Genomic DNA, 20,990 nt, shown 5'->3' on the forward strand with positions numbered 1-20,990 from the left:
TGGCCGCGCCTCAGTCATTCCGCACCCCCAATTATTCCTCCCTACCTGCTCCGGGTGGCAAAAGAAACGGAATGCGGCCGGAATCACCCACCCCTGAGGCGATGATCAGGGTCGCTGGGTGTCGCCGGGCGTGCGCCGATCGAGAGCATTCTGGCCGCCATGTGGGCGTATCGTCACTTTTTCCCGGAGCAGCAAGCGACGGATAGTTCCATAGGACGCCTGATGCGTGTCCGCGATGCTCTGAATAGTAGAACCAGATTGGTACTCGCGGACTATTCGCGGTACGTCGAGTTCCCGGCGCACCCCCTGGCGGATTTCCGGCAGCACGGCGCCTTCCTGGCGCAGCAGCCGTCCGGTCCAGCTCAGGGACAGGCCGTGTTCCCTGGCGATCTCGGTGATCGACGCGCCGGCCCGCCAGGATTCGAGCATCCGGCGATTCCGCTCGGTCCGATTCGTGCGTGCCTCGTCCGGCGTGTCCATGCAAGCGCTCCCGCTGCTGGGCCTGAAGGTGAACGACCCTCCATTATCAGCCTCGGGGGCAGGAAATGTGAACCTACGAACGTGGTGCATAGGAGCGGAGGTTGTTTGTTATCAAATGGTTACACAAGTGCGCGAAAGAGGGATTGAATAATTGGCACCTCGCGGTGGTTTTTGCGGAATCATCGCGGCCGGGCGGTCCCGTCCCGGCTATCGGGAATGGCTGCCGGTCAGTGCGGCACCCAAAGCGTGACCCGGGTTCCGTGCCCCGGCGTCGATTCCACTTGCCCGGTGCCGCCGACCTCCGCCAGTCGCGCTTCGATCGACTGCTGGATGCCGAATCCGGGGCCGCGTTCGCGTACGTCGAAGCCGCGGCCTTGGTCTCGGGCGACCACCGCGGTGCCGCCGTCGCGTTCTTCCACTCGGAGCACGACGCGGCTGGTTCCGGCGTGCTTCACCGTGTTGCGCAACGCTTCTCGTACCGCTTCGCACATCGCGGTGCGGCGATCGGCGGAAAGACGGTCGTCGTCAGCGAAATCGGCAGCCACGAGTTGGGTGCGCAGGCCCTCGCGGGCCATGTCGGCGGCGACGTCGGCCAGTTCGACCACGAAGCCGCGTCTCGTGCGCGGTTCGATCGGTTCGGTGATGCTCCGGCGGAGTTCGGCTGCCTCGGCGTGCGCGACTGAGCGCAGTTGGGCGAGCCGTTCGGCGGCGTGGTCCGCGTCGTCGGACGGGGCGATCGCCAGCGCTTCCAGCGTCTGAAGCACGCTGTCGTGCAGCAGCCGCTGGGTGCGTTTGCGTTCAGCTTCCTGACCGCGGCGCAGGCCGATGTCGAGGGCGAACCGGGTGCCGACGCCCAGCAGCACCAGGATCCCGCACGCCACCACGATCGACACGGCCAGCGCTACGAGACAGCCGATCGACCGGTTGATCGCGAGATGGTCGTCCAGCCGCAGCCCGCCCGCCAAGGTCAGCAGGACGCGCACCGGGACGGCCGCGGCGAGCAGCAGCAACGCGGCGGGCAGCCCGGACGTCCCGGCCCACATCGCCACCGAACCGACCAGCCACGTCCAGGTGACGTCGATCGCGAACGGCTGCACCGAATCCGGCGCGAGCACCGCGGTCAGCAGGTTCAGCGCGAGTCCCGCGCAGAGGTCCGCGGCGAGGACCCGTCGCGTGCGCCGCGCGGGCAGCCCGCCGGAGCGCAGCAGCCACCACAGGAACGCGGCGTTCGCGACGACGCCCAGCACGGCCGCGGGCAGCACCGGGAACAGTCCGGTGCTGCCGTTGGCAGCGGCGAATCCGATGAACACCTTCACGAACGCGGCGATCCGGTAGGCGACCGGAACGACGACCCAGTACCGCGCGGCGCGCGCGAGCGTCGCGTCGCCGACCGCGGTGAGGTCCTCGCCCGCGTCCGGCCGCTCCGGCGGGCTGCCGCGATGCAGCAGCGTCCGCACGAAGTCCCGGCGCGGTGCGGCAAAACCCGGTACGGGCATCGTCCCTCCCCGTGTCTTCGGCGAGGATATTCGATTGGTGTAGTCCAGTGTGGAAACGCCGGGTCACGCTCTGGACATGGTTAGCCGCCACAGCATTGTCGCTTCGCGGGAACGCTGCGCGTGCAAGGGATCGGCACTGTCCGTGGCGCTTCGGTGCCGTGGCGTGGTTTCTCGCCGTCCGGCGACTATGAGTCCGGCCGCGGAGATCCGGTCGAGCAAGTCGGCCCGGGTCCGCAGACCGAGGTGCTCGGCGAGGTCCGACAGGATCAGCCAGCCTTCGCCATGCGGCGTCAGATGGTCCGGGAGGCCGTCGAGGAAGCGGTTCAGCATGGCGGACGAGGCGTCGTAGATCCCGAGTTCCAGCGCCGAAGTCGGGTTTCCGGGCAGCCAAGGCGGATTGCAGACGACCAGATCGGCGCGCCGCTGCGAGGGCCAGAGATCGGCTTCGAGGACGCGGACCCGGTCGGCCAGGCCGAGTCGCCGCAGGTTGTCGCGTGCGCAGCGCACGGCGCGCGGGTTCAGGTCGGTCGCCACCACTTCGGCGGCGCCGCGCCGGGCGAGAATGGCGGCGAGCACTCCGGTACCAGTGCCGAGATCGAACACGACCGGGGATCCCTTGCCCGGCAACGGTTCCCGTGCGACCAGATCGAGGTATTCGCTGCGTGTCGGAGCGAACACGCTGTACGCGGGATAGAGCCGAGCGTTCAAAGCCTTGATGTGTATGCCTTTCTGGTGCCATTGATAAGCGCTCAGGGCGCCGAGCAGCTCACGCAACGAGATCATCGTGCCGGGTAAACCGCCGAAAGCGTGCTCGCAGGCGGCCCGGATGTCGGGGGCTCGGCGCAGCCGCAGCGAATAGTCATCCTCTACCGAGACCAGGATTTTCCCTAGCAGCGTGGCGCGTTCCGAGCGCGCTGAACGCACCTCGGCGAAAGAACCGGAACGCTGCGGAAGCCGTCGGTCCATGGCGCGCACGAGCTGCCGCGCGTTGGGAAAATCGCCGCGCCACAGCATTCCGGTGCCAGCGCGGGCGAAACGCAGCGCCGCGGCAGCGGTCAGCCGATCATCGACGACGACAATGCGGCCCGGCGGCGGAGTTCCGTTGCCGGAATGCCAGCGGGCGGTGTGGGTGGTTCCGTTTTCGGTCCACTGAACGGTGGACATGAATGCTCCCGGGAAGGGTCGAAGGGCCAGTCAGCCGTCGACGCTTCGCAGAGAGCAGGCAGGGATTCCCGCCGGTCAAGACAGCGGCGTGCCCGCGTGCTCCCGCGAAACGCGGGAGCAGCGGTCGCCGAGAACCATGCCCATCAGCACGGCACATCACTTCCTTCGAAAACTCAGTGGTGCGTAACCGAATGGTGCGTCGTGCCGGTGCTGTGGCCCTTCGTCGCGACGAAGTAGACAATCGCCGCGATCACGATCAGCGCGATCACCACCGCGATGGCGATCTTGACCTTGCTCCACGGACGCTGGCCGTGGATTTCGCCGGTGCGGCCGTTGACGAGGATCTGCCAGTTCTTCCCGGCGTACACATAGGTCGCGACCCACACCGGCAGCAGCATCAGCTTGAAGGTGACGTTGTTGTGCTGCGTGTCGACCGAATTCAGCTGCTGGGTGTCGCCGCCGATGTCGTACTTGCAGTCGTCGGCGATGATCGGCGCCATCCGGTTTTTCGCCTCTTCGAAGCCGTTTTCCGGCTCCACGTCGTACCGCAGCGCGAAGTGCCCGGAGAGGAACTGCGGCTGGTACGGCGCGGAGTCGAGCAGCGGCCACGGCGCGAGCTTGTCCAGCTCCGGAAGCGGCAGCTGGGTGCTCGCCGGGACCAGGACGTCGTCGAAGTTCCGCGCGACCCGTCCGCGTGCCGGGTACCAGCGCGTATGGCGGACTTCGCGCGTCCTGCGCTCGCCGTTCTCGTAGTAGCTCTCGGTGACGTAGTAGTACTCGCCGCGCGCGCCGGTGTAGACCGAGACGGTCTGCGAGTCGTAAGTCCAATGCGGGATGTACGTGCTCTTCGTGGACTCCGCGGTGGTGACCTTCTTCAACGCGGTCGGCGCGAACCAGCGCGAAGACGTCCACTTCTTCAGATGCGTGCTGACCGCGGGCCGGTCGAACGCGAACGGCAGCACGCCTTCAGGGACCAGCTGACCGGACGCTCCTGGCTCGATGACCAGCGGCGCGCCGCAGAACTGGCACATGCTGGCGGTCTCGTTGGTTTCCGTCCTGGCCGCGCACCGCTGGCACACGAAGACGTACTTGCCGATCGAACCCACCGGCTTGCGCGCCAGGTTCGCCAGCTCGGCGAAAGGGATCTCGCGGATCTCCCGGTCGCCCGCGGCGATTTCCTGCCGGAAGCCGCAGTACGGGCACTGCATGGCCGTCGTGCCCGGCGCGAACTCCAGCCGCGCGCCGCAGCCGCCGCACGGATAGGTCGTGTTGGCCACGCCGCTCTGCTGGGAGCGTGGGTCAGTCATGGGTCCCCCAGAAGGTCGACGCGGCTCAGGACGGCGGCAGCGGCGGCGGGGTCGCGCCGAACAGCGCCGACACCTCCGGCACCTGCGCGGCCGCGGTCCACTGGGCCATGCCGGCCTTCCACACCAGGGTGTCCCGCGCGAGCGTGCCCGCCGAGATCTGCTGGCCGAGGCCCGCGCGGTCGAACGGGCCGAGCTGCTGGCCGTTCGCGCCGATGAACCACTGCTCGCCCTGCGGCAGCGGCGGCGGCATCTGCGGCGGGGCCTGCTGCTGGTACTGCGGGGCCTGCTGGTACTGCGGCTGCTGGTATTGCTGGGGAGCCTGCTGCTGGTACTGCTGCGGGGCGGGCTGCTGCTGCGGTCCGGCCGCGCGCTGGCCGAGCGCCATGCCGAGGCCGATGCCCAGCCCCTCGCCCGCGCCGCCCTGGTTGTTCGCCGCCGCCTCGATCGCGTTCGCGGACTGGAACTTCGTGTACTGGTCGAGGTCGCCGACCACGCCCATCTGGGTCCGCTTGTCCATCGCGGCCTCGACCTCGGGCGGCACCGAGATGTTCTCGATCATGAACTTCGAGATCTCGATGCCGACCTCGCGCAGTTCGAGGTTCAGCGCGACCGCGATCTTGCCCGCGATCTGCTCCTGCTGGGTGACCAGGTCGAGCATCGGCACCTGGGCCGCCGCGATCGCGGGCCCGAGCTTGCTGATGACCATGCTGCGCAGGTAATCCGACACCTCTTCGGTGCGGAACTGCGGGTCGGTGCCGGCCAGTTCCTTCAGCAGCGCGACCGGCTCGACCACGCGGACCGCGTAGCCTCCGAACGCGCGCAGCCGGACCATGCCGAACTCGGGGTCGCGCAGGATGACCGGGTTCTGCGTGCCCCATTTGAGGTCGGTGAACTGCCGGGTGTTGACGAAATACACCTCGGCCTTGAACGGCGAGTTGAAGCCGTACTTCCAGCCCTTGAGGGTGGACATGATCGGCATGTTCTGCGTCTGCAGCGTGTACATGCCCGGCGGGTAGGCGTCGGCGACCTGGCCCTCGTTCACGAACACCGCGGCCTGCGATTCGCGGACGGTGAGCTTGGCGCCCATCTTGATCTCGTTGTCGTAGCGCGGGAAGCGCCACACGATGGTGTCCCGGCTGTCGTCGGTCCACTCGATGATGTCGATGAACTCGCCGCGGATCTTGTCGAAGATGCCCACGTCTGACCCCTCGTCGTTGCCTCGTGCCCGCGGGCCACAGTACAGTGCGCGACCCGCGCCGGATCACTGCGGCGCGGCCGCCTCGCGCCAAAAGTCCTGCATGTGCGGTATGCCACCGGGTCCGTCCACCCCGCGCTGGGTGAGAAGAATCGCCACCGAACTCCTCGACGGCGTCAGGTAGGCGCTGGTTCCGGTGCCGCCGACCCAGCCGTAGCGGCCCGCGACCTGCCACGGCTGCGTCGGCGCGACGTCGACCGCTCCGCCGAATCCCCAGCCCTGGCCTTCGAGGAAGACCGGATTGGCCGCGATCTGTTCCGCGGTGAGGTGGTTGGCCGTCATCTGCCGGACGGATTCCTTCGACAGCAATCCTTCGCCGTCGGAAAGGAGCATTCGGGCAAAGCGGTGCCAATCGTCCGCGGTGCCCGCGAGCCCGCCGGATCCGGCCGGGAAGGGCGGCACCTCGCGCCACTGGCCGTCCGGGGCGTCGGCCAGCTCCAGGCCGTTCTCGCCCGCGCGGTAGTAGCTGGCGAACCGGTGTCGTTTGGCGGCGGGCACCTCGAACGCGGTGTCGGCCATGCCGAGCGGCTCGAACACCCGCTCGGCGAGGAAGTCCGGCAGCGACTGGCCGGACGCGCGGGCGATGAGGATGCCTTGCAGGTCAGAGCAGGTGTCGTACAGCCAGGCCGTGCCGGGCTGGTGCAGCAGCGGGATGCGGGCCAGCCGGGCGAGCCACTCGTCGGGTTCCGGGCGCAGCCGGACCTCGCGGCCGTCGGTCTGCACCGTGAACAGCTCCTGGACCTGCGGGAGGGAGAAGTCTGACGGGAAGCCGTAGCCGGCGCGGAAGGTCAGCAGGTCGCGGACGGTGATCGGCTTTTCCGCGGGTACGACGTCGTCGACCGGGCTTTGCGGCGTCCGCACGACCATCGGGTCGGCCAATTCGGGCAGCCATTCGGCGATGGGGGTGTCCAGGCCGAAGCGGCCGTCCTCGATCAGCAGCAGTACTGCTGCCGCGATGATCGGCTTGGTGATGGAGGCGATGCGGAAGATGGTGTCGCGGGCCATCGGCGAGGTGCCCTCGACGTCGAGAGATCCCAGCGCGGTCACCTCGACGTCGTCGCCGTGCGCGACGAGGGCTACCGCGCCCGGGATGAACCCGGAGTCGACGTGGCGGCGGAGGCTTTCGTGCTTCATCGGTCGTTCCCTTCGCGGGCGGATGTTCCGCGGAGTGGTCGTCGCCCGGGCCTTCCACTGGACACCCGCCCGGTCCGGATCACTCTAACGGCCTAGCGCGGTGGTCGGGTCCGATATCGAGGACTTGCCCGGTCCAGTTTTCGCGCAGCCGCCGGTCGTGCGTGGCGGCGACGATCGCGCCCGGGCTGCTGCCGAGGGCGTCCTCCAGTTCGTCGCACAGCGTGGGGGAGAGGTGGTTGGTCGGTTCGTCGAGCAACAGCAGGTGCGGCGGATCGGCGATGAGGAGCGCGAGCGCGAGACGGCGGCGCTGCCCGACGGACAACTCGCCGACCGGTCGGGAAGCTTCGCGATTTGTCAGCAATCCCAACGAGTTCAGCGGAACCGCGGTGACGCGTTCCGGGCCGAGCGTGGCGAGGTAGGTGGCGCGGGCGGTGCGTTGCGGGCGGGCGAAAGTGGTGTCCTGGCTGAGGATTCCGGTGCTCAGGTTGGGCTGTCGGGTTACGCCTTTTGCGGTGAGGTCGCCGGACAAGAGCAGAAGCAGCGTGGACTTTCCCGCCCCGTTCGGGCCGGTGACCAGCAGCCGGGTGTCGGTCTGGATTTCCAGGCGGTCTAGGGAAAGCCGGTCTGGCAGACGCACATTGTCCAGCGTGACAAGGGTTTCTTCAGGGTTCTCGACGGCCAGCGCGTGCGGGCGGAACCGGAGCGGCGGCGGTGGCGCGGGAACCTGGGCGCGTTCCCGCTCGTCCAGCTTCCGCGTGGTGGCCCGGGTCCGGCGGGAGATCTGGTTCTGCACGCGGCCGGACCTGCGGCCGAGCCCCATTTTCTCGTTGTCCGGCGCGAGGCGGCCCGGGGCGACCCGATGCGCGGTGACGCCGAGCGTGTCGCGCAGCTCTTCCAGTTCTTCCTGCTCTTCGAGGTACTGCCGTTCCCAGCGCTCGCGTTCGGCCCGTTTCCAGCCGAGGTATTCGGTGTAGGTGCCGCCGTGGCGCACCGGGCCGTCCGGGGCCGGGTCGAGGTCGAGGATGTCGGTGCACACCGCGTCGAGGAACGCCCGGTCGTGGCTCGCGAACACGACGGTGCCGGGCAGTTCGCGCAGCTGGGCCTCGAGAAACGCGGCGGCTTCGGCGTCGAGGTGGTTGGTCGGTTCGTCGAGCAGCACCGCCGACGGACGGCGGACCAGCAGCCCGGTCAGGGCGAGCCGCCCGCGCTGGCCGCCGGAAAGGGAGCCGAGCGTGCGCCCTCGGTCGATCCCGTCGAGCCCCAGGCCGGTGAGCACGATCTCCGCTCGCCGGTCCGCGTCCCACGCCTCGTGTTGCTGGGCCTGGTCGAGCAATTCGGCGTACTCGGCCAGCAACGCGGCGTCCTCGGGCGCTTCGGCGAGCAGTGCTGCGACCCGGTCAAGCTCGGCCAGCACTTCGCGGGCCGCGGCGAGGGCTTGATCGAGGACGTCAGCGACCTTCTCGGCCGGGTCGAACGGCATTTCCTGGTGCAGGAAGCCAAGATCCGGCGGCCGTTCGACCTCGCCCCGATCCGGCTGGTCCACCCCCGCGAGCACTCTCAACAGCGTCGATTTCCCGGTGCCGTTCTCGCCGATCACCCCGATCCGGCGACCGGGGGCGGCGGTGACCGACACTCCGTCGAGCACGCGCCGTTCCCCGAGCACCCGCACGATCTCGTGCGCGCGCAGGGCGGTCATTCCGTGATCCCGGCCGTTTCCCGCAGCTGCCCGTTTTCCAGCCACAGCCAGCGGTCGACGCCGATCTCGGCCAGGAACCGCTCGTCGTGGCTGACCACCACGAACCCGCCCTGGTAGGCGTTGAGCGCGCTTTCCAGCTGGCCGGCGCTGACCAGGTCGAGGTTGTTCGTGGGCTCGTCGAGCAGCAGCAGTTGCGGGGCAGGCTCGGCGAAGAGAACGCACGCGAGAGTCGCGCGCAGCCGTTCGCCGCCGGACAGCACGCCGACCGGCAAGTGCGCCCGCGCGCCCCGGAACAGGAAGCGCGCCAACAGATTCATCCGGTCCGCAGGCAGCATTTCCGGTGCCGCGTCGGCGAGATTCTCCGCGACCGTGCGTTCCGGGTTCAGCAAATCGAGCCGCTGCGACAAATACGCGATCCGCCCGTCCGCCCGGCTGATCTCGCCCGCGTCCGGCGTGAGCGTGCCGTGCATCAGCCGCAGCAAGGTCGACTTGCCCACGCCATTCGGTCCGGTAAGCGCAATGCGCTCGGGACCACGGATCGACAGATCCGCACCCTCGCCCGCGAACAGGCCGCGCACCCGAAGATGCTTGCCGTCAAACAACGTCCGCCCCGCCGGTACCGCTGTTTTGGGCAGCTCCAGGCTGATCTTCTGATCCTCCCGCAACGACCGTTCCGCCTGGTCGAGCTTGGCCTTCGCCGCACTGACCCGCGCCGCGTGCGTACCGTCCGCCTTCGCCGCGGACTCCTGTGCGTTGCGCTTCATCGTCCCCGCGAAGATCTTTGGCAGACCCGCGCTGGACAGATTTCGCTGCGCATTGCTGGCCCGCTTCGCCGCGCGTTCCCGGGCCTGCTGCATTTCGCGCTTCTCGCGTTTGACCTCTTGTTCGGCGTTGCGGATATTCTTTTCCGCGACCTCCCGTTCGGCCTGCACGGTTTGCTCGTACTCGGTGAAATTCCCGCCGTAGAAACGGATTTCGTCCGCGCCGAGCTCGGCGATCCGGTCCATCCGGTCGAGCAGCGCGCGGTCGTGGCTGACGACGAGAAGGCAGCCCGACCAGTCGGAGAGCACGTCGTACAGCTGCTGGCGAGCGGTGTGGTCGAGGTTGTTGGTGGGCTCGTCGAGCAGCAGGACGTCCGGGCTGCGCAACAGCTGCGCGGCGAGCCCGAGCGAGACGACCTGGCCGCCGCTGAGCGTGCCGAGCAGCCGGTCGAGCGTGAGATCGCCCAGCCCGAGCCGGTCGAGCTGCGCGCGGGTGCGGTCCTCGATGTCCCAGTCCGCGCCGATGGTGGTGAAGTGCTCCTCGGCCGCGTCGCCCTCCTCGACGGCCGAGATGGCCTTGAGGATCGCGTCGATGCCGAGCACCTCGGCGACCGTGCGATCCGCGGTGAGCGGCAGGTCCTGGGGGAGATACCCGAGCACCCCGTCGACGCTGACACTGCCCGCGGCCGGTTTGAGCTGCCCGGCGATGAGCTTCAGCAGAGTGGACTTCCCGGCCCCATTGGGCGCGACAAGCCCGGTGCGGCCCGCGGGGAAGGTGGCGGAGAGCTGGTCGAAGACGAGGGTGTCGTCGGGCCAGGAGAAGGAAATCCCGGACAGGACGATACGAAGATCGGACATGGTGCGGCCTCGCGGTGGATCGGCAGGGTTGTCCTGCGAAGTGATGTGGACGACTTGGGTGGGGCCATCCGCGACCTGCCTGTTTCTGGGCTCCATCCGACCTGGTTTCGGCGCGCTTGCCTGAGGTCGGGATGCCTCGCAGCCCGTGCGACGTGCACGGGGAACCTCCGCGCGCGGTCTTTGCGCCGCGCAGGGATCAGCGAGGGGCCGGTGCCGTGATGGCCCGTGCCCCGGGCTCACCCGGAGATGTCGTCTTCACCCACCACGATAGGAATCCTCTGGATCGGGGCTGCTGTCCGTTGGCGAGGATACCAGGAAGCGGAGGATGCGCATCCGAGTTCCACTGTGGACGGGGCTAGAAGTACTCGAGTTTGACACCGGGGCCGAGCTGGTCGACTCCGATCAGCTCGTCTATCCGGCTGACGCACAACGTCAACTGGCCGTCCTTCAGCGGGGTCACGTCGAGCGGTTCGTTGCCGACGAAGATCGCCAGCTCGGTCAGGGTCGGATGGGTGGTCAGCAAGCCGAGATCGTAATTGGCTTCGTTATCCAGACTCAGCCGCCGAAGCGGCAAAGCGAACAGCGGCCGGAGATCGGGTGCGGGGCTGCCCTCGAGGCCCAGGATGGTGAGGTTCGGAAATGTATCGGTGAGCAGGCCGAGGTCAGGTACTGAGTCCCCGGAGAGGATCAGTCTCCGCACGGTGGTGAGGGTTGGTGTAGCGGCGATCGCCTGTTCGGGACAGTCCGTGAGGTGCATGTCGGCGAGATTCTTCAGATCTGCCAGTACGTCGAGACTGGTGATGGCCGACAACGCGTCCAGCGACAGGTACGTGAGATGCGCAAGCTCCCCGAACGCCCGGATGCTCCGCCAGGGAGTATGCCGGTACAGAGAAAGGTGTTCCAGCTCAGGAAGCCGCTTCAGGATGTTCAGGTCGGTGTAGCTGCGGGCTCCATGCAACGACACCCTTGTCAATCCGGTTTGCCTGGCAAGAGGTTTCAAGCTGATTGACTCCTCGAAAGCGAAGACCAGAAATAAGTCGCGAAGCGCCGGTGCGTCCGAAACCCCAGCGAAATCGCCGTCCCACAAGCCGATGCGCAAATCGGTGAGGTTCTTCAGCTTTTTCGTGTGTGGGATCAAGTGGTTGCTGCGCACATTGAGGTATCCATCGATCAGCGGCGCGTCAGCGAGAACCTCCTCCGCGTAGCGCGCGGGATCGAAGTACTCCCATGCTTGCGCGAGCTCCATCTGTACTTCCGCCCGGTCATCCTGGGCGTAGTTCCGCAGCAGCGGTAGGACTTCGTCCCCGGTGCACGCCACCGCGGCGGCAACGGTCGCGCGAGCGACGGCGTCGCTCAACCCGGTCAGGTTCTCCGGCAGATAATGCAGCAACTGGCTCCCGACCGACCCCAGCGATCGGGCTTCCCGGATGCTGCGAGGCGGAACCAGATGCTCCCGGATAGCCTGCCGGACCCGCTCGATCACCTCCGGATCCACATCCCCGACCGTTTCCAGGCAGGCAGCGGCAAGCAACCGTAGCCGACGAGCGTGCCGAGGCTCGCTGTCAGCCCGGTCCAGAATTTCCCGCAGCAGTTTCGTCGACTGGTGGTTTTTCGCGTGTCCGCAAGCCATCACCACCGTCTCGCGCCAGGTGTCGCGGTGGGCGTTGGCGATCAACATGTCGACGTACCCGGCCTCGGTGGCTTCGCTTCCGGCGAGGTACTCCTGGAACGTCCGGTGCACGAAGTCGATCCGGCCCTTGGTCGGGGAACGCAGCACACCGCTGCGTTCCACCAGGTGCTTCACGACTTTGTCCGGGCTGTGGGCGACGTGCGGAAGCGATTTCAGCCGGTACTCCAGGTGTTCCCGGACTTCGGCTTCCGGAAGCTCCACCTTGCTGCCCGACGTCAGCCGCCAGGCGAGGTGGCCGAGCAGGACGTGTTTCTGCTGTTCGGTGAGCAGGGCCGGGATGTTGCGCTCGGCGTCGCGCGAGTGGACGAGCATGGACAATGCCTTGCGGTACAAGTCCATCCGGTCGCGCGGCAGCTCTGAGCGGTGGGCGAGGTTCAACGCGCACAACACCGCGCACAACAGGGGATTCGCCGCGAGCGCCTGGAGATGGGGGCGGTTGTCGAGCTGGCTCAGCAACCTGCGCTGGGCGGCGGCGAGGTCCGCGCCGGGGCGGACGTGTGCGGCGGCCTGATGCCAGCGTTCCACCAGCGCGTGGATGTCCGGGGCGGTCATCGGTTCGAGCGTGACCGAGTCGAAGCCCTCCGACATCAGCCAATGCTGCTCGGCGGCCGCCGACCGGGACGTCACCACGATGCGTGCCGCGGGGTAGATCGACCTGAGTTCTCGCAGCCAGACCTTGACTTTCCGGCGTTGCCCGGGCTCGACCTCGTCCACTCCGTCGACCAGGACGATCGCCTTGCCGGAGCGCAGCACCTTGTCTGCCCAGTCGGATGGTGCCCGCTTGGCCAGCCCTTCGACTCCCAGCGCGACGAAGTCGTCCGCATCCGGCAGTTGGCCATTGTGGAGGCTCCGCAGGCGGATCGGAAAGGGGACGAAGCCGTTCCACGAGGCCAGCCGTCCGGTGAAGCCGCCGCGGGCCGCGGTTACGGCCAGCCAGTCCAGCAGCGTCGTCTTGCCTGAACCCGCCTCGCCGCGCACGAGGGTGCGGTCCGAGCGATGAATCGCGTCCTCGACGCGAACGGTGCCGCCGGAGTGCTGCTCGAACCAGTCCGGCCGCCGGGCAACCCGCCGTCGTGGGTTCTGCGCGGTCACGCTCAGGCTCAGATACGCGACCGTCAACGGCAACGTCGGCTGGTCCTCCATCGTCAGCCCAAGCAGTTCCAGATGGTCCAGCTTGTCCGCCAGCACCCGCAGGTACTCGTTCCGGAACTGGACATGATCCGTTCCCGCTTCGGTCAGGCTCGTCTTCGGCAGCCGGGCCAGCAGTTCCTCCAGCTGGTTGGACTGCTGATTCAGCCGCTTCAACACCTCGACCAACGCCGTCGGCTGGAAGGACGGCAGATGCCGCACGATCAGCACCAGCTGGCGGCACGACTGGTCCAACGCCACGTCATACAACGCCGCCCCAGCCGCTGACAGGAACTCATTAGCCGGGCACTGGGCACGCACCTGTCGAGCGAGTTGCTCCTCGTCCGCATCAGCAGCTAGAAGGGCATCGTCGGAGAGATCGACCGCGCCCAGCGCATCTTCGACAGCCGCGAACACCGCAGCGGCTTCGGACTCCGGCAAAGCGGCATATTCGTTCCGCAGCACCGGTTCCAGCTCAGTCGCGACCTGGGTTCCGATGGTCTGCAGCAACCGCTCCAGGTTCGCTTGGCCGAGCGGTCCGGCGCCAGCGGCGAGTTCGACCAGGCTCAGGCCTCGGGTCTTGCGGTCCTTCCATCGCTGCAGCCACGACTTCGCCGCGTGTGTCGCGATTTTCCCGCCGATCTTGACCGCACCCGCTTCCAGCCCGCTCATGACACATCACCGTAGCGAGTCAAGGGCGCGCAGTGGAGCGGTTCAGAACGTCTGGCCTAGCCGTTCCAGCAACGGTGCTGCTTCCTTAAGCACAGCCAGCTCCTCTGGGGAAAAGCCCGAGCTGAGCGAAGCCTCGAACTGGCGCATCCGGGCGTCGCGGCGGGCGCGCAGCACCTCAACCCCCTCGGGGGTCAGCGAGACGATCATCTGGCGTCCGTCGGCGGGGTCGGCGTCGCGGGTGACGAAACCGCGGGTGGCCAGGCCGCTGATCGTCGAGCTCATGGCCTGCGGGGTGATCTGCTCGGCGCGGGCCAGTGCGGCGGTGGTGGCGGGGCCGTCGCGGTCCAGGCGGGCCAGCGCGGAGCGTTCCGGCAGGGACAGTTCGGCCGTGACCTGGCTCTGGCGCAGCCTGCGGGCGATCAGGCTGACCGCGCCGTACAGCGTCGCGGCCAGTTCGTCGGGGGCGGACATGGGAAGAGGCTAGAGCAGGTACTCCGTGACAGCTGCGAAGTCGCCCGCGTCCGAGATCAGGCCGACATAGCCGTCGGGGCGGAGCAGGACGAGGGTGCGGTCGGTCGGGGCGAATGCGCGGGCCAGGTGGCCGCCGGAATCGGCGATCTCGTCGGCCGCGGAGGGGGTGGTGACGACGTGGAAGGTGCGCACGGAGGACTCGAACCGGGGGCCGAAGTTGAGCAGGGTGAAGCGGCCGCCGCGGGTGAGGTCGAACAGGCGGCGTTCGCCGGTCGTGGTGGTGAGGCCGGGGGCGTCGGGGGCGCGGTCGCCCGCGCGGAGCTGGGCGGACTCGCTGCGGTCGTCGCGGGCCAGTACGGAACCGCGGTAGTTGACGTTGAGCTGGGTCGTGTCCCGATCGCTGCGGATCGGGATGCTCTTCTGCTTGACGGCTTCGGCCAGCCGCGCGGTCGACAACTGCAGCACGCCGGCGGCGACCGGGCGGCGTTCGGCCTCGTAGGTGTCCAGCAGGGCGGGCGAGGCGGCGGCGAGTTTCCAGCCCAGGTTGTGCGCGTCCTGGATGCCGGTGTTCATGCCCTGGCCGCCGGCGGGGGAGTGCACGTGCGCGGCGTCGCCGGCGAGGAAGACGCGGCCGTTGCGGTATCGCTCGGCCAAGCGGGTGTTGGAGCGCCACACGGACGTCCATTCCGGCTTGTGCAGGCGGAGGTCGCCGCGGCCGCTGCGGCGGTCGAAGATCGTTTGCAGGGTGGCGAGGTCGAGGCTGGGTTCGCCGCCGAAGGACGCCTGATACTGGAACAGGTCGGTGGAGGGCAGCGGGCAGAGGCTGACGAAGCCCTCGTCGCAGCGCCACATGTGCCAGGCGTCGCGGTCGAGGCCGTCGACGGCCAGGTCGGCGACGATCATCCGCAGCTGTTCATCCGTTTCGCCGTCGAAGGCGATTCCGGCTTGTTTGCGCACGACGCTGCGTCCGCCGTCGCAGCCGACCAGCCACTGTGCGCGGACGGTTTCGGTCTGGTCGCCGGTGCGAAGGACTGCCGTGACGGCGTCGGCGGATTGGTCGAAACTCTCGATCGCGGTGCCGAATTCGACCGCGCCGCCGAGTTCGGCGAGGCGGAGGCCGAGGGTTTCTTCGACTCGCCATTGCGGGGTGATGACCGTTGCGGGGTAAGGGACATCGGGACGCTCCTCGTAGGTCGGGCCGCCGCTCGTCCGGCCGTCGGGGGCTGGTCAGGCGGATCGGCATCGCTGCCTGGCCGTTGGCGAGAATGCGGTCGATGACGCCGAGGTCGTCGAACACCTCGAGACTGCGCGGCTGCAGGCCCTTGCCGCGCGAGCCTGGGCGCGGGCCCGAGGACGCTTCGATCAGCCGGAACGCGACGCCGCGCCGGGCGAGTTCGCAGGCCAGCGTCAGCCCGGTCGGGCCCGCTCCGGCGATCAGTACCGGCAATTCCGGCGTGGACAGGTTTGCTCGCGACATTTCTCTACCCCCTGGCTCCGAAGAACTCCTCTCCACCAGAGTAGGGAAACTTGCTAAGAAAGACAAACCTTTCTATCGTGGACGAGGTGGCCCCTGAAACCGCGCGCCGCCGGCATGGCGAGGAACTGGAATCCGCGTTGCTGGCCGCCGGATGGGACGAACTGGTCGAAGCCGGGTACTCGCGGCTGACCATGGAGTCGGTCGCCGTCCGCGCCCGCACGAGCGAGGCCGTGCTCTACCGGCGGTGGGCCAACAAGGACGAACTCGTGCTGGCCGCGATGCGGCGGCACCGCGACGACCACCCGATCATCGTTCCCGACACCGGAAGCCTGCGCGGCGATCTGCTCGCGTACCTGACCGCGGCGAGCGAAGCACTGGCCGGATTCTTCGCCATCGCGGCGGCCGCGGCCATCTCCGGGTTGTCGGCCAGCGCCGGTGCCACGCCCGCGCAGGTCCGGGACCGGATCGTCGGCGACCGGCTGCTCTCGCGAGACATCTACCAGCGCGCCCACGCTCGCGGCGAGATCGACCTGGCGCGTCTCTCCGGGACGGTGCTCGAAATGCCGTTCCAGCTGATGCGGCACGACCTCCTGCTGGACCTCGCCCCGCTCCGGCCCGCGCGGATCCGGTCGATCGTCGACGAGCTTTTCCTGCCCCTCGTGCAGCCAGTTGTTAAGGATTTAACTCCGACTGCCGAAAAGCGACCGGAACCGATGCCGGGCGACCTTTTCCGGTCGATTCGCTGGGCGCAGCGCAAGCGGATCGAGGAATGGAGCCGCTCGCGCGACCTGACCTTCGAGCAGGCCATGGTGCTCGGCTACCTGGAGCGGCAGCCCGGCGTCATCCAGCGCGACGTCGCGGAGATGAGCCATACAACGCCCGCGAACGTCTCGCTGTTGTTGAAGGGGCTCGAACGCCGCGGACTGGTCGAGCGGCGCACGGAAGGCGGGCGCAAGCGGGTCTACGCCACCCCGGCCGGGACCGCCCTGGCCGCCGGGCTCGACGCGGTGTTGGCTGACGCGGACGAGATGGTCTTCGCTTCGCTCGACCAGGAGGAGCGGGACGGGCTGAAGACGTTGGTGGCCAAGATCAACGCGCATCTGCCAGGGGGCTCGTGAGTGGCACCGCCGGTTCTAACCGGTTTTGCCACTCACGAGCCCTGAACGCGCGCGCCCTTCGGCGGGGTGCGGGGTGGGGTGGGCTTGTGGGATGGCAGGGGCGCGGCTCGCGTCGATTGCTCGCGTTTGCTTGCGTGCGGCCTGCTCGCGATGCCTTGCGCGGTGAGGTGTGTCCGGCTCGCTCGCAGCGCCGACGGGCGGCGAGCCGCGCGGCCTGCTCGCGGTGTTCGCGGCGCCAGTGCGCGGTGAGAAGCGCCGGTCCGAGCTTGGTGGCGAGGTCGGCGCGCGGCGAGATCGCTCCGGGTCACGTTCGCTCTCGGCTCCGCACCGCAGTCGCGCCGCGAGACGCCCCGGCTTACCGCCGCAGCCGCCGCAGGCTTCGCTTCCCCATGACTGCCAGCACCGGCTTCAGGGCCAGCCACTCCCCGAATCGGTAGTCCGCGGCGGGCACCAGTCGCTCCGCCAGGTCCGGTCGGTGCTTCCGCAGGTAATGCCGCGCTTTCTCCGCGTGCAAGGAATCCGAGACGATCTTGATCCGGTCCGCGTCCTCGATCAACGGCACCGCGTGGAGCACGTTCTCCCACGTCGACCGGCTCTCGGTTTCGAGCACGAGCGAACCGCGGTAGCCGTGCTCCCGTGCGTACCGCGCCATCAGCGCGGCCTCCGCCTCCGCGCCGCCGACGGCTCCGCCGCACAGCACCAGTCGCGACGGTCCGGGCGCCTGTGAACGTACTGCCGCCCGCACTCGCCAGCGGTTCACGAAATTGGCCCGCGACCCGCCGTTTCGGTACCCGAGCACGACGACTGCCTCGCCGGTTCCCGTCGTGCCGGGGCGGGCGCCCATTGCGCGCCGGGAGGATCGCCAGTGTTCCCATTCGGCCCAGCCGAGCAGCAGGAGGAAAAGCATCAGAAAACGCCGCAGCATTCACCCGATCTTACCATTGTCCACAAAGGACAGACCAGAGCGAGAAAGACGCACGTCTGGAACTTGTCGATCCGCGAAGGTACTGTCACACGAACCGCTACGTCGCCGTCCGGTAGTCGGGAGGAGCAGTGTCGCTCGGAGGGATACCGTCGCAGGGCTCCGCCGTCCTGCGGCCGCCGATCGCCGATTCGTGGCGCCGGTCCCGGCTGTTCGGCGTGGAGCCGGAGCTGGACCGCGCCGCTATTTCGATCGCCGAGGTCGATCCGCGCAGCCGGCTGATGACCGCCGCCCGCCCGGTGCTGGACCAGCTCGTCGAGCAGCTCACCGGCACCCGGTTCTCCATCCTGCTCGCCGACCGCGACTGCCGCCTCGTCTTCCGCTGGTTCGGCGAGCGCGGCCTGCAACGGCAGCTGGAGGAGATCGGCGTCCTGCACGGTTCGCAGCTCAGCGAGGGCCGGGTCGGCACGAACGCGCTCGGCACGCCGCACGAATCGCGCCAGGCGGTGGAAATCCACGGCCAGGAGCATTACGCCGACGCCTTGAAGCGGTTCAGCTGCTACGGCCATCCGATCCGGCATCCGCTCACCGGACGCATCGAGGGCGTCCTCGACATCACCGGCGAGAGCGACAGCGGCAACCCGCTGTTCGGGCCGTTGGTGAAACGCGTCGTCGGCGACATCGAACAACTCGTGCTGGAGAGCGCCCGCGCCTGCGAACGGCGGCTGTTCCTGGCGTTCCAGCAGGCCACACACCACCGCAGCGTGCCGGTCGCGGTGCTCGGCGGCGATCTGGTTTTCGCCAACGAAACCTGCATCGAACAGCTCCGTCCCGCTGATCCGACTCTCCTGCGCACGCTGCTTCCGCAAGTCCCGGAACGCGGCGTATTCGACACCCGCCTCGATGTGGGTGACGGAATCAGTCTTTCGGTCGTAGCCGAACGCGTCGAGGGTTCGACGGACGGTGCCGTATTCCGCATCGCGAAGGCACCGAGCAGCGGCCGAAAACCGGCCCCAGCCGCGACAAAACCCGCCCGTTCAGTTCTCGTCACGGGCGAACCGGGCACCGGCCGCACCACCGCGGCCCGTGCGCGAGCCGGCGTGGACGATCCGGTCGTCCTGCACGCCGCCGCCGCGCTCCGCGAGGAACCCCGAGCCTGGGCAACAAGATTCACTGACCTCGTCGCGCAGCCGCACACCGCCGTTGTCCTGGACGACGTCCACCTGCTCCCGGAGAGCCTGCTCCCGTTGGTCGGCGAAGCGCTCGACAACCCCGAATCGGCCCGGTTGCTGCTCACTTCCGTCCCGTCGGACGCCATGTCCCCAGCCGTCGCGGCGATCGCGGCGAGATGCGCGGAAACCATCACCCTCGCCCCGCTGCGCGAGCGCCTCGACGACCTGCCCGCGATCGCCGTGACGATGCTCCGCGACGAGTATCCGGACCGGAAGCCGCACTTCACCGGCACCGCGCTGGCCGCGCTGCGCACGCATCCGTGGCCGGGCAACCTGCACGAACTCCGCGCGGCGATGCGCGAAGTCTCCCGCCTCCCGTACACGGGGGTGATCGATCTCGCGCAGCTGCCGCCCGCGTGCCGCGGCAGTTCGCGCACGAGGCAGCTCGGCGGGCGTGAACTCGCCGAACGGAACGCGATCGTCACGGCGTTGCGCGCCAGCGAGGGCAACAAGCTGCGCGCGGCCCGCGAACTCGGCATCAGCCGCACCACGCTGTATCGCCGCATGCAGGCGCTGGGCGTGACCGACGACTGTCCACTTCTGTAACACTTCGCCCCCGGTCCGCCGGGTGACGATGACCTCCGTCACAACGAAGTGAGGAGGCGCCAGGTGACCGCAACGGTGGAATTCCCCCTGCACACCCAGGTCCGGGAGTTTGTTTCCGGCCCGCTGGAGCTCTTGATCGGCGGGCGCTGGGTCCCGGCCGCGTCGGGCCGGACGTTCCCGACCTACGACCCGGCCACCGGGGAGAAGATCGCCGAGGTCGCGCACGGCGAGGCCGAGGACGTCAACCGCGCCGTCGCCGCCGCGCGCAAGGCGTTCGACGCGGGTCCGTGGGCCGCGATGAAGCCGAATGAGCGCGAACGGCTGATCTGGCGCATCGGCGATCTGCTGTCCGAGCGGGCGGAGATTTTCGGCCAGCTGGAAGCGCTCGACAACGGCAAGTCCGCGGCCATCGCGACGGCCGTGGACACGAACTGGGCCGCCGACGTCTTCCGCTACTACGCGGGCTGGGCGACCAAGATCGAAGGCAGCACGGTGAATGTGTCGATGCCGTTCGCACCGGACGCGCAGTTCCACGCCTACACGCTGCGCGAGCCGGTCGGCGTGTGCGGGCAGATCATCCCGTGGAACTTCCCGCTGCTGATGGCCGCGTGGAAGATCGCGCCGGCGCTCGCGGCGGGCAACACCGTGGTGCTCAAACCCGCCGAACAGACGCCGCTGACCGCGCTGCTGCTCGGCAAACTGTTCGAGGAAGCCGGATTCCCGCCCGGTGTGGTCAACATCGTCACCGGTTTCGGCGACGCCGGGGCCGCGCTGGCCGCACACGAGGGCGTCGACAAGGTCGCCTTCACCGGTTCGACCGAGGTGGGCAAGAAGATCGTCCAAGCGGCGAGCGGAAACCTGAAGAAGGTTTCTCTCGAACTGGGCGGGAAGAGCCCGAACGTGGTGTTCGCCGACGCCGATCTCGACCTCGCGGTGCCCGGTTCGGTCAATGCGTGGATGTTCAACCACGGCCAGTGCTGCGTCGCCGGAACGCGGCTGTACGTGGAGGACACGATCTTCGAGGAGTTCACCCAGGCGGTCGCGCAGGCGGCGAGCCAGGTGAAGATCGGCCCGGGACTCGACCCGGAAACCCAGCTGGGCCCGATGGTTTCCCAGGAGCAGTTCGACCGCGTCTCGCGCTATCTCGGCGAAGGCCTCGCCGACGGCGCCCGCGCGCTCACCGGCGGAAAACGCTGGGGCGACACCGGATACTTCATCGAGCCGACCGTTTTCGTTGACGTCAAACCGGAATTCAGCATCGTCCGGGAAGAAATCTTCGGCCCGGTCGTGGCGGCCATGCCGTTCAACGCCGAAGCTGGCGTGGCCGCCGCGGCCAACAACAGCGAGTACGGACTGGCCGCCGGGGTCTGGACACGCGACGTCGCGAAGGCGCACCGTACTGCGAAGGAACTGAAGGCAGGCTCGGTGTGGGTCAACCAGTACAACGGCTTCGACACGGCGATGCCGTTCGGCGGTTACAAGCAGTCCGGCTGGGGCCGGGAGCTGGGCGCGGCCGCGCTCGACCTCTACACCCAGACCAAGTCCGTGAACATCGCGCTGTGATCCGCCCGCTCGAACAAAGG

15 protein-coding genes and 1 pseudogene are annotated in these 20,990 nt (G+C 68.4%); 3 read left to right on the forward strand and 13 right to left on the reverse strand.

The window, feature by feature from the left end:
- Window positions 1–105 precede the first annotated feature (105 nt).
- The 12 genes and pseudogenes from ACWDNU_RS14575 to ACWDNU_RS14630 form a co-directional block, all read right to left on the reverse strand.
- Window positions 106–480, reverse strand: a complete 375-nt coding sequence (locus ACWDNU_RS14575) for a helix-turn-helix domain-containing protein (protein WP_370934926.1) — start codon at window positions 478–480, stop codon at window positions 106–108.
- Window positions 481–707: 227 nt separating this feature from the next.
- Entirely contained in the window at window positions 708–1,976 is a 1,269-nt protein-coding gene (locus ACWDNU_RS14580; RefSeq protein WP_449669156.1) for a sensor histidine kinase, read from the reverse strand.
- Window positions 1,977–2,039: 63 nt separating this feature from the next.
- Complete coding sequence (locus ACWDNU_RS14585) at window positions 2,040–3,140, reverse strand: methyltransferase (RefSeq protein WP_449669157.1); 1,101 nt, start codon at window positions 3,138–3,140, stop codon at window positions 2,040–2,042.
- A gap of 173 nt (window positions 3,141–3,313) precedes the next feature.
- Window positions 3,314–4,447 (reverse strand): hypothetical protein, encoded by a 1,134-nt coding sequence (locus ACWDNU_RS14590; protein ID WP_370934928.1) that lies wholly within the window; start codon window positions 4,445–4,447, stop codon window positions 3,314–3,316.
- 25 nt (window positions 4,448–4,472) lie between these two features.
- Complete coding sequence (locus tag ACWDNU_RS14595; RefSeq protein WP_449669158.1) at window positions 4,473–5,645, reverse strand: SPFH domain-containing protein; 1,173 nt, start codon at window positions 5,643–5,645, stop codon at window positions 4,473–4,475.
- Window positions 5,646–5,708: 63 nt separating this feature from the next.
- Window positions 5,709–6,836: a serine hydrolase domain-containing protein gene (locus ACWDNU_RS14600; RefSeq protein WP_449669159.1), complete on the reverse strand. Its 1,128-nt coding sequence runs from the start codon at window positions 6,834–6,836 to the stop codon at window positions 5,709–5,711.
- A 79-nt stretch (window positions 6,837–6,915) separates the two neighbouring features.
- Window positions 6,916–8,532 (reverse strand): ABC-F family ATP-binding cassette domain-containing protein, encoded by a 1,617-nt coding sequence (locus ACWDNU_RS14605; protein ID WP_449669160.1) that lies wholly within the window; start codon window positions 8,530–8,532, stop codon window positions 6,916–6,918.
- A complete protein-coding gene (gene abc-f / locus ACWDNU_RS14610; protein WP_449669161.1) occupies window positions 8,529–10,151 on the reverse strand; it encodes a ribosomal protection-like ABC-F family protein in 1,623 nt (540 codons plus the stop codon). Before abc-f ends, ACWDNU_RS14605 begins: the two co-directional genes overlap by 4 nt.
- 355 nt (window positions 10,152–10,506) lie before the next feature.
- Window positions 10,507–13,641, reverse strand: a complete 3,135-nt coding sequence (locus tag ACWDNU_RS14615; protein ID WP_449669162.1) for an NACHT domain-containing protein — start codon at window positions 13,639–13,641, stop codon at window positions 10,507–10,509.
- A gap of 42 nt (window positions 13,642–13,683) precedes the next feature.
- The gene (locus ACWDNU_RS14620) at window positions 13,684–14,112 is read right to left on the reverse strand and encodes a MarR family winged helix-turn-helix transcriptional regulator (protein ID WP_449669163.1); all 429 of its coding nucleotides are present in this window, start codon (window positions 14,110–14,112) and stop codon (window positions 13,684–13,686) included.
- A gap of 9 nt (window positions 14,113–14,121) precedes the next feature.
- Window positions 14,122–15,264 carry an FAD-dependent monooxygenase gene (locus ACWDNU_RS14625; protein ID WP_449669184.1) on the reverse strand — a complete coding sequence of 381 codons (1,143 nt, stop codon included), beginning with the start codon at window positions 15,262–15,264 and terminating at the stop codon, window positions 14,122–14,124.
- 22 nt (window positions 15,265–15,286) lie between these two features.
- Window positions 15,287–15,589: pseudogene (locus ACWDNU_RS14630) on the reverse strand (FAD-dependent monooxygenase); the annotation flags it as partial.
- A gap of 86 nt (window positions 15,590–15,675) precedes the next feature.
- Here ACWDNU_RS14630 and ACWDNU_RS14635 point away from each other — a divergent pair.
- On the forward strand, window positions 15,676–16,707 hold the full coding sequence (locus ACWDNU_RS14635; protein WP_449669164.1) for a TetR/AcrR family transcriptional regulator C-terminal ligand-binding domain-containing protein: 1,032 nt from the start codon (window positions 15,676–15,678) through the stop codon (window positions 16,705–16,707).
- 355 nt (window positions 16,708–17,062) lie between these two features.
- On the opposite strand, the gene ACWDNU_RS14640 is transcribed toward ACWDNU_RS14635, so the two are convergent.
- Window positions 17,063–17,632, reverse strand: a complete 570-nt coding sequence (locus ACWDNU_RS14640; protein ID WP_449669165.1) for a YdcF family protein — start codon at window positions 17,630–17,632, stop codon at window positions 17,063–17,065.
- Between the two features lie 128 nt (window positions 17,633–17,760).
- Here ACWDNU_RS14640 and ACWDNU_RS14645 point away from each other — a divergent pair, with 128 nt between their 5' ends.
- A complete protein-coding gene (locus ACWDNU_RS14645; RefSeq protein WP_449669166.1) occupies window positions 17,761–19,407 on the forward strand; it encodes a sigma-54-dependent Fis family transcriptional regulator in 1,647 nt (548 codons plus the stop codon).
- A 63-nt stretch (window positions 19,408–19,470) separates the two neighbouring features.
- Window positions 19,471–20,970: an aldehyde dehydrogenase family protein gene (locus ACWDNU_RS14650; protein WP_370934939.1), complete on the forward strand. Its 1,500-nt coding sequence runs from the start codon at window positions 19,471–19,473 to the stop codon at window positions 20,968–20,970.
- Window positions 20,971–20,990 lie beyond the last annotated feature (20 nt).

It is taken from the genome of Amycolatopsis sp. NPDC003676 (assembly GCF_053587275.1).